This window comes from candidate division TA06 bacterium, from assembly GCA_004376575.1.
Lineage (GTDB): Bacteria > Hydrothermota > DG-26 > E44-bin18 > E44-bin18 > E44-bin18.
On the sequence record SOJN01000128.1, the window covers coordinates 1 to 9,032 of the forward strand.

A 9,032-nucleotide genomic window follows, 5' to 3' on the forward strand; every position below is an offset into this window, starting at 1 on the left:
CCCCTTGAAACCACGAGATTACACGAGATTAACACAGATTCAAACCACATCCTCAGAGCTGAATCCAAACCATAAGAATAATCTTGTGACAATCCCTGCCCTCCGAAGCCACGAAGGGCGAAGGAGGGTGTGATAATCTGTGGTTATAGAGGTTCAACACGGACCACTTGAAACCACGAGATTACACGAGATTAACACAGATTCAAACCACATACTCATGGCTGAACCCTAACCGGAAGAACAATCTCGTGATAATCTGTGGTTACAGAGGTTTGGGCGCAACACCTGAAACCACGAGATTTCACAAGATTCACACAGATTCAAACCTCATCCTCATGGCTTAACCCGAACCAGAAGAAGAATCTTGTGATAATCCCTGCCCTCCGAAGCCACGAAGGGCGAAGGAGGGTGTGATAATCTGTGGTTCAGAGGTTCTTGTCTGGTGGCTGAGAGCTATTCAGAAGAATCAAGTTGAAGGCGGTGTTTGATTCAAGTATAATGAAAGACGGTGTCCAGGGCCGAAGTGGTCGCTCATACATAGAAGTCCAGTAAGGAGTTATCAGCTTTTGGAAAGCCTATCACCCATGCTTGAAGTTGCCGAAGCTATAATTGAAGCCGGAGGTAAGACCCTAACCACGTGCTACCAGTGCGGCACATGTACGGCGTCCTGCCCGTGGGGGCTGTTCACAGGCCTGAAAGTAAGAGACATGATAAGAAAGGCTCAGTTCGGGTATGAGGGGTTCGAGTCCGAAGACCTGTGGAAGTGTGTCACCTGCAACACATGCGTTTCCAGGTGCCCTCGCGGTGTCGAGATCATAGACCTGGTCTCTGCAATGCGGAGCATAATGGCAGACATGGGCTCAATACCCAAGTCTCTGAAGACCGCAATAGCAAGCATAAAATCGAACGGGAATCCCTGGGCAGGGGAAAGGGAGTCGAGAGGAGATTGGGCAAAGGACCTTGACATCAAGGAGATGGCACCGAATGTGGAGTATCTCTACTTCCCCTGCTGCACACTCTGCTATGATTCTCGTGTGAAGAATGTTGCTCGCTCAGTCGCAAAACTCCTGAAAGCCGCACAGGTCGACTTCGGCATCCTCTCAGGGAGCGAGGTCTGCTGTGGAGACCCTTCCCGCTCCATTGGAGATTTCGCCCAGTCAGTGAGACTCATTGCCGACAACTCAAAACTCTTCAAAGAAACCGGAGTCAAGAAGATAATCACCTCATCTCCTCATTGTCACTACGCTTTCAAGAAGTACTATCAAGATCTGCCAGATGTCGAAGTCTTTCATCACTCTGAGATCCTCGCCCATCTTCTCAATTCATCCAGACTCGAAGTCAAGAAGCCTTTCGATGCAAAGGTCACCTACCACGACTCATGCTATCTTGGCCGCCATTCAGGTATCTATGAACCGCCAAGAGAAGTCCTGAGGGCCATACCCGGCATCCATCTTCTAGAAATGGAAAGAACAAGAGAGGACAGCCTTTGCTGTGGTGGTGGTGGTGGTGGTGCCTGGCTCGAGGTGAAGAAAGGGGAAAGGTTTGCAGAACTTCGAATCGAGGAGGCCCTTCAAACCGGCTCTTCTATTCTCGCGGTCTCATGCCCGTTCTGCATACTCATGCTTGAGGATGCAGTCAAAACTCTCAACAAAGAAGAGAACATACAAGTAAAAGACATTGCAGAAATCGCTGCTGAAGGCTTATAGATGAGACCAAAAATCGGCGTATATATCTGCCACTGCGGCACCAACATCGCATCCAGGGTTGATGTGCCTGCTGTGGTAGAACATGCAGGCGGGCTCCCGTATGTAGCAGTAGCCAAAGAATACAAGTTCATGTGTTCAGAACCGGGTCAGGATATGATAAAAGAGGACATAAACGACTTCGGCCTGAACAGAGTGGTCGTAGCATCGTGTTCCCCTTTGATGCACGAGCCCACCTTCAGAAAGACGTGCGAGAGTGCTGGTCTCAATGGCTACTTGTTCCAGATGGCAAACATAAGAGAGCACTGCTCGTGGGTTTCCGACGATTCCACCCTTGCCACAGAAAAGGCAAAAAGGTTGGTATCTGCTGCGGTCCACAAAGTGAACCTTCTGGAGCCTCTGGAACCAAGGTTTGTAGACGTAAACCCGAATGTGCTGGTAGTTGGCGCCGGGATAGCTGGTATTCAGGCCGCGCTCGAAGTGGCGAACGCAGGCAACAGAGTCTATCTGGTGGAGAGGGAGCCCTGTATCGGCGGCCACATGGCGCAGTTCGACAAAACTTTTCCCACCCTGGATTGCGCAGCATGCATACTCACCCCGAAGATGGTCCAGGTGGGCCGGCACGAGAACATTGAACTCCTCGCACACTCTGAGGTGGAGAAGGTCGATGGCTACATTGGCAACTTCAAAGTGAAGGTTCGCAGTCGTGCCTCCTTTGTGGATGAAGAAAAGTGCAATGGATGTGGCGATTGCTGGGTCAACTGCCCTGTGAGGAACGTGCCTGAGATCCGTAAAGTACCATCAATTGCCCCGATGATAGAAGAGAAGATGCTGACCAAGTTGGATGAGATACTGCAAAAGTACGAAGGTCAAATCGGGGTAGAGATACCTGTCTTGCACGACATAGACCTTGAGTTCAACTATTTACCTGAGGACGCACTCACATATGTGGCAGAGAGACTGGAAGTACCAGTATCTAAATTATATGACATAGCCACCTTTTTCAACGCCTTCAGCCTTGTACCTAGAGGGAGGCACGAGATCAAGGTCTGTATGGGGACTGCTTGTTTCGTGAGAGGTGGAGAAATGTTAGTGGAGAGACTGAGTGAGGAATTGGGAATAGCTCCAGGTGAGACCACAAAAGACATGCGGTTTACGCTCAGCCCCGTGCGCTGCATTGGGTGCTGCAGTCTTGCACCCGCAATGATGATTGATGAGAGAGTGTACGGACGCCTGAAGTTGAGCAAAATATCTGGCATTCTTTCAGAGCACAAATGATCGCAAGGAATATAGTATGGTAGTGCTGACAATCAATGATCAAAGAATAGAAGTTGAAGAAGGGACAACAATTCTGAAGGCCGCAAGGGAGTCGGGTATTGAGATACCTACTCTCTGCTATCACCCTGCTCTGAAGCCATATCAGGCTTGCCGGGTCTGTGTCGTAGAAGTGGTTCAAAATGGAAAGTCTGAACTGGCCGCGTCCTGTGGTCGCGTGGTAGAAGAGGGTATGATAGTCAAGACCGATTCAGAAAAGGCCCTGAGGGCCCGCAGGGTTACTGTGGAATTACTACTCGCCCGGGCACCAGGTTCTGAAGTCATACAGGACTTGGCAAGTAAAATGGATATTAAGGCGCCGAGGTTCAAGACAAAGGACGAAAAAGAAAAATGTATTCTATGTGGCCGATGTGTGAGGATATGCAACGACGTGATGAAGGTGGGCGCAATTGGATTCGCCAACCGGGGCGCAAACATGAAAATCGCGCCTCCCTTTAAGAAGTCTTCAAAAGTGTGCACCACCTGCGGAGCTTGTACCTATATATGCCCTACAGGGGCCATTGTGCTCGAAGACATTACAGACTATGAGGTCACTCCCATAGCCTCGGAATTCGACGTGGGACTATCCTCGAGGCCGTGCATTTACACTCCATTTCCTCAGGCCGTTCCAAACAAGCCCGTTCTGGACAGTGAAAACTGCATCTACTTCAAGACCGGCAACTGCAAAGTTTGCGACAAGGTGTGCGACCCGGAAGCAATAGACTATAACCAGGAGGACAAGGAACTCGAAATTGAGGCGGGTTCCATCATTGTAGCTACAGGCTTCGATCTCCTCGATCCAGGCGAGATACAAAGACTGGGATTTGGCCGGTATCCAGCGGTCCATACGTCACTGGAGTTTGAGAGGCTGAATAATGCATCGGGCCCAACCGACGGCAAGATACTTACCCGGGATGGCAAGGTGCCTCAGTCCGTGGCTATCGTGCATTGTGTCGGCAGCAGGGACCAAAATTACAAAGAGTACTGCTCCAAGGTCTGCTGCATGTATTCGTTGAAGTTCGCTCATCTCATCAGAGACAAGACAGGCGCGGATGTCTATAACTTTTACATAGACATAAGAAGCGGCGGCAAAAGGTACGAGGAATTTTACAAAAGGCTCAGTGAAGAAGGCGTACGGTTCGTGAGAGGAAAGGTGGTCGAGGTAACCGACAAGGCAGTCTCCCCTGATGAGAAGGGGAAACTCGTCGTGGTAGCAGAAGATACACTCCTAGGTCAGTTGGTGAGGGTTCCGGTCGATATGGTCATACTCTCACCAGCCATGAAGGCCCGGCAGGATGCGGAAGAAGTCGCCAGAACGTTTGGTCTGGCCCGGGATGCGAGCGGCTTTTTCCTTGAGAAACATCCAAAGCTGGCTCCAGTCGCAACAGCGACAGATGGAATATTCATCGCAGGTACCTGCTCTGGCCCCATGGACATACCCGAATCAGTTGCCCAGGGCCAAGCCGCAGCATCATCAGCACTTTCGCTGGCAGCCCGGGGCATCGTACAGGTCGAGTCAGCAACCGCTCAGGTGATAGAGGAGTTATGTTCCGGCTGCCAGGTGTGCGTCGAACTCTGCGCCTATTCAGCCGTAGAATTTGACCAGAGGAACAAAGTCTCAAGAGTGAACGAGATAGTCTGCAAAGGTTGCGGAACCTGCGTGGCGGGCTGCCCAAGCGGAGCGATGCTTGGCAAGCACTTCACCAAACAGCAAGTCATGGCAGAGATAGACGGTGTCCTCTCATGAGTTTTGAACCCAAGATTCTCGGACTGCTCTGCAACTGGTGTTCCTACACGGCAGCGGACCTTGCTGGCACGTCGCGAATCAAATACTCTCCATGTTTCCACATTGTGAGAGTGATGTGCAGTGGCTCTGTCGATTCGGTCTACATATTGAGGGCCCTCCTGGAGGGCGCAGATGGAGTCATGATAGCCGGATGCAAGCCGGGTGACTGCCACTACATGTCAGGCAACTACAAGGCGAGAAGGAGAGCAACGATATTGAAGACGGTCCTGAAGACCCTCGGATTGGATGAGGACAGAGTATGGGTGAGGTGGATCAGCGCAAGCGAGGGTGCGAAGCTCGCCGAAACTGTCAACCAGTTCGTTGAAGAAATAAAGAAAAAACCAGCGAATTCCCTCTCTAACAGTCCCGAAGCATGAGACCGATCAGAGTAACGACTATTCGGGGTCGGCTCTCAGAAATCGATTTTGCAATTTGTCGAAGGGTGGCGCGCCGTACGCCGACAAGATACGCTGAGCAAGCTCAGCTACTCCAAACCTTGGGTATATCCTTGGAGTAGCGCAACTTGTTGCGCGCGCCGTACGCCGACAGGATACGCCGAGCAAGCTCCCTCCGGCGGAGTTTATGCTTGGCGAAGCCGAGTGCGAAGGACAGGCGGCTACTCCTGCACCAAGCGCTTTGCGACTAGCGCGTCTCCTCCGTCCTTTCGATTTTGGCCTCCAAGGCTTCTATCCGATCCTGCTGCGCTTTTACTGCTTCTACCAACACTGCCACCAAACGGGCATAATCAAGAGAGCGCGCATCATCACCATCCGGTTCATAGGCAACGACCTCTGGGATGACTTCACCCACCTCCTCTGCTATCATACCTATGTCCTGCTGCCCGTTCCCTTTCCAATCGAAGTATACACCCCTCAGCCTCTGCACCTTCTCCAATGCATCTGGAATCGTCTCTATGTTCGTCTTCCACCTCCTTTCTGAGTGACTCGATATTTCAAGCCTCATCAAATCGATCACCGATTCTCCAGCGCCCGTCGGGAGTTTTCGTATTTTTCTCGTCCTCTCTGAGTTCGGAAGTGGAACCTGGCTGCCTCCCCCATCTGCTCAAGCTGTGTCTTCGTAGTTGCAAGGAACTCATCGTCCAAGGAACGTCCAGCCAGGTCGCCGTTTTTGCTCTGCTCGACGGGCATGATGATTCGGGTTATTTCGGCAGACTGGTCCTTACGGTCTCCGGTGACAGTCCAGTGGACTTCGGTGCCCGGTTTTCCTCCTATGACGAAGCGGTTGCCCTTGACTTTCTCAGCAATAAACACCTCGTAAGTCCCCACGCCGGTCAACTGCACCATGGGATTTCGATTGAGCGCATCGAAGTAGCCCGGCAGGTGAACCTCAGCACGTCCATCTCCACCGATATGGGTAACACCCCGATAGATGAGCACCATCTCGGGTGACTCCACGAAGTAGTGGTTCAGAATTTTGCGCGTTGGTTCGAGGGGGTGGTCTATGGTGAAAGTACCAGAACCCTTGGAAAGGACTCCAACACGAGTCTGGCCTGATGCGGTTGCTGTCTGACCGTTAAAGGCAGCGGAATTGTTAAAGGCAGCGGGAACAACCGAATTTTCACCGACTGTGAAACTATGGTTTCCAGCAGAAGTATCAGCAAATCCGCCCCCCACAGTCGCCCTAGTCCCGCTGGCGGTGTTCTGATATCCGCCGCCCACGGTCACACCACTGCCGCTGGCGGTGTTGCCATATCCGCCGGCCACGGTCGCACTCCAGCCGCTGGCGAAGTTGTAATATCCGCCACCCGCGGTCGCATACTGGGCGCTGGCAGTGTTGTTCGAACCGCCCCCCACGGTCGCATGCTGGTCGCTGGCGGTGTTACTCTCTCCACCGGAGACGGTCGCATGGTAGGCGGTCGCGGTGTTGGAACTTCCGCCGCCCACGGTCGCATCCCAGCCGCTGGCCGTGTTGTTCTGTCCGCCGCCCACGGTCGCATAGTTTGCGCTGGCGGTGTTGCCATATCCGCCACCGACAGTGCAATATCCACGATCCTGTCCCGAAGTACCGGTCGTGCAAGCGATGCCAAAATTAACGTGGGTGCTGTCCTCGGTGCCGTAGAGGACATTAGAACTGCGCATTGCGAGCCCATAGTCAGCACTCGGATGAAGCACGTTGCCAGTTATGGTCCAGTCATTGTCACCGGCAGCAGCCTGCCATGCCCCCAGACCGGAAACATCTGAAGTCAAGACATAACCGCTCGTCGCACCCGTAGGCAGACTGAAACCCGTCATCTGGACAGTACCATTAACATCCACTCTCTCCGCCGGGCTGGTCGTTCCTACGCCCACATTGCCACCTGCCTGAACGCTCAAGAGCGGACTGCCACCCCATTCCCTTATGTCAAATCTGTCAGCATCACCAGCAGCCACCAGCTCCCAGTCAGAAACATCCGCATTGGAGATATTCACGATCGACTCAATAGAATCAGGTCGCCCGACATACGCCGTGCCGTCTATAATACAATTGCCACTGACATGAAGTTTAGCAGCAGGAGAGGGACTCGTCCCAATCCCAACATTACCTGCGACAGCAGAATACATGTCATTCCCCACAATGACCCAATCGTTGTCAGTGGGAGCATTCAATGCGTAGTCTGCAGTGTCTGCATAGGGGGCTTTAAACGCAGCATCCGCATCAGCTCTTAATATAGTCCCATCCACAATCATCGGGCTGTCAATCGCGTCAACCTGCCCTTCATTCACGTACTGAGCATCCCCATACGAAAGTGGAAACAGTTCGCTCGCTGTCGGTGTCGCACTCGCATCAAACCCATCGACCATACTAGCATCGTCAGCACTGTCTGCCTTCACTGCTCGATAAGCATAACCAACACTGGTGATCTCTGTCCTGGGAGACAGAGTCTGCGCTTCCACCATAAGCTCAAGCCATCGTGATGCACCCGCCCCAAATACATCTGATGGGATAGGAGTCAAAACACCCAGGACAACATTGAAAAGCCCATCTTCCACAATCATATTCTGACTCTCATTCCACAGTTCTGTCCCCACGCTCGCTGCATCCCAGATTCCAAAGGTCATGCTCAATCTATCATTGATAGGATTACCTGCATCATCTGTAAGATATCCCTGGTAGTTGATGTGCCCGGGAACAACCAGTACGCCTGCAGGCTTAATGACATGCGAGTGTGTTTTCTTTACTTCGACTGTACCGAATCTGGCCTCGTCAACCGCCTTTCTCTGTTGTGCCACAGCAACAGCACATACAGCAAAGGCTGCCAGGACTATTACGATGAATACTCTCTTACCCATTGTTCCTCCTCGTAGCGGATAATGTGAATACCCGGTCATCTCAGGATGACCATCTTCCTAATGCGGATAAAGTTGCCTGCCTTTATCCGATAGAAGTAGACACCACTGGGCAGATGTCGTCCTGATACGCCCCTGAGGTCCCACTTGACCTTGTAATATCCCGGCTCCTGGTTCTCAGAAACAAGAGTCCTCACCTGCTGTCCTGCACTGTTGAAGACCCTTATGTCAACCCTGGTTTCCGTGGGTAGGCCGTACTTTATCGTGGTGGAATGAGTGACTGGATTCGGGTAGTTCTGGGAGAGGCTGAAGACTATAGGAATAGACCTGCTAAACAGCAAGTCTTCTTCGATTCCCGGCCCTACAGGATAGGGATGCCAGAATCCAATATACGCGATGTAATTAGCGCTCGATATCTTCCCAATAATAGGCTGCCCAAAACTTCCCCTCAGGATATAGCCGCCCGAGGTCATCTTGGTCCCGCCGTCGTCAATGACATCGTTCTTCAGTTCGTAAACCTGAGCCTGGGACAGGCTCACGGTGACGCAGAGCACAATTAAAACAAGAATGAATCTCATCGCCATTCACCTCCTCTCAGACATGGCTTTGATAAATCGACCAAATCTTTGTGATTGTTGCTGCTTGAATGCCAAGGTGTGAAAAAAGGGGCCGTGAATCCAGCCCGTCCGCTATCCCCAACCCTCTCCCCTAAAGCAGTCATGTCCATATTCGCCCTTCCGAAAACGGGTGGTATCCCGGGGCCTCATGGGACATTTGTCGTCGAGTCTGACACCACCAGCAACTAGTGTACGTGTCAACACATATCCAGAATAAGGCATTCACAAGGGCATGGACGAAAAAGGCAGGATGACACACAGGGAATTCTGTGCTTGGTGCCAGGCGTGACACATTGACATCTTGGGTGTTTCCAGGTGTAAGTAT

General features: G+C 52.0%; 7 protein-coding genes. 4 read left to right on the forward strand and 3 right to left on the reverse strand.

Annotated elements, in window-relative coordinates:
* Positions 1-566: 566 nt before the first annotated feature.
* From E3J62_10620 to E3J62_10635, 4 genes are read left to right on the forward strand one after another with little or no spacing between them, the layout of a single operon-like run.
* Positions 567-1,706, forward strand: a complete 1,140-nt coding sequence (locus tag E3J62_10620) for a (Fe-S)-binding protein (GenBank protein ID TET44345.1) — start codon at positions 567-569, stop codon at positions 1,704-1,706.
* Positions 1,707-2,981, forward strand: coding sequence for an NADH-quinone oxidoreductase subunit NuoE (nuoE, locus tag E3J62_10625; GenBank protein TET44346.1), 1,275 nt, complete (start codon positions 1,707-1,709; stop codon positions 2,979-2,981).
* 16 nt (positions 2,982-2,997) lie between these two features.
* Positions 2,998-4,764, forward strand: a complete 1,767-nt coding sequence (locus tag E3J62_10630) for a 4Fe-4S dicluster domain-containing protein (protein TET44347.1) — start codon at positions 2,998-3,000, stop codon at positions 4,762-4,764.
* Positions 4,761-5,180, forward strand: coding sequence for a hydrogenase iron-sulfur subunit (locus E3J62_10635; protein TET44348.1), 420 nt, complete (start codon positions 4,761-4,763; stop codon positions 5,178-5,180). Before E3J62_10630 ends, E3J62_10635 begins: the two co-directional genes overlap by 4 nt.
* Before the next feature lie 265 nt (positions 5,181-5,445).
* On the opposite strand, the gene E3J62_10640 is transcribed toward E3J62_10635, so the two are convergent.
* Genes E3J62_10640 through E3J62_10650 form a run of 3 tightly spaced genes read right to left on the reverse strand, consistent with a single transcriptional unit; the run spans position 5,446 to position 8,674 of the window.
* Positions 5,446-5,766, reverse strand: coding sequence for a tail fiber domain-containing protein (locus E3J62_10640; GenBank protein ID TET44349.1), 321 nt, complete (start codon positions 5,764-5,766; stop codon positions 5,446-5,448).
* Between the two features lie 8 nt (positions 5,767-5,774).
* The gene (locus E3J62_10645) at positions 5,775-8,093 is read right to left on the reverse strand and encodes a hypothetical protein (GenBank protein TET44350.1); all 2,319 of its coding nucleotides are present in this window, start codon (positions 8,091-8,093) and stop codon (positions 5,775-5,777) included.
* A gap of 35 nt (positions 8,094-8,128) precedes the next feature.
* Positions 8,129-8,674: a T9SS type A sorting domain-containing protein gene (locus E3J62_10650; protein ID TET44351.1), complete on the reverse strand. Its 546-nt coding sequence runs from the start codon at positions 8,672-8,674 to the stop codon at positions 8,129-8,131.
* Positions 8,675-9,032 lie beyond the last annotated feature (358 nt).

Excerpts from the sequence above, each read along its gene's own strand:
- nuoE (TET44346.1), top strand. The coding sequence starts at position 1,707 with ATGAGACCAAAAATCGGCGTATATATCTGCCACTGCGGCACCAACATC.
- E3J62_10630 (TET44347.1), top strand. The coding sequence starts at position 2,998 with ATGGTAGTGCTGACAATCAATGATCAAAGAATAGAAGTTGAAGAAGGG.
- E3J62_10635 (TET44348.1), top strand. The coding sequence starts at position 4,761 with ATGAGTTTTGAACCCAAGATTCTCGGACTGCTCTGCAACTGGTGTTCC.
- E3J62_10640 (TET44349.1), bottom strand. The coding sequence starts at position 5,766 with ATGAGGCTTGAAATATCGAGTCACTCAGAAAGGAGGTGGAAGACGAAC.
- E3J62_10645 (TET44350.1), bottom strand. The coding sequence starts at position 8,093 with ATGGGTAAGAGAGTATTCATCGTAATAGTCCTGGCAGCCTTTGCTGTA.
- E3J62_10650 (TET44351.1), bottom strand. The coding sequence starts at position 8,674 with ATGGCGATGAGATTCATTCTTGTTTTAATTGTGCTCTGCGTCACCGTG.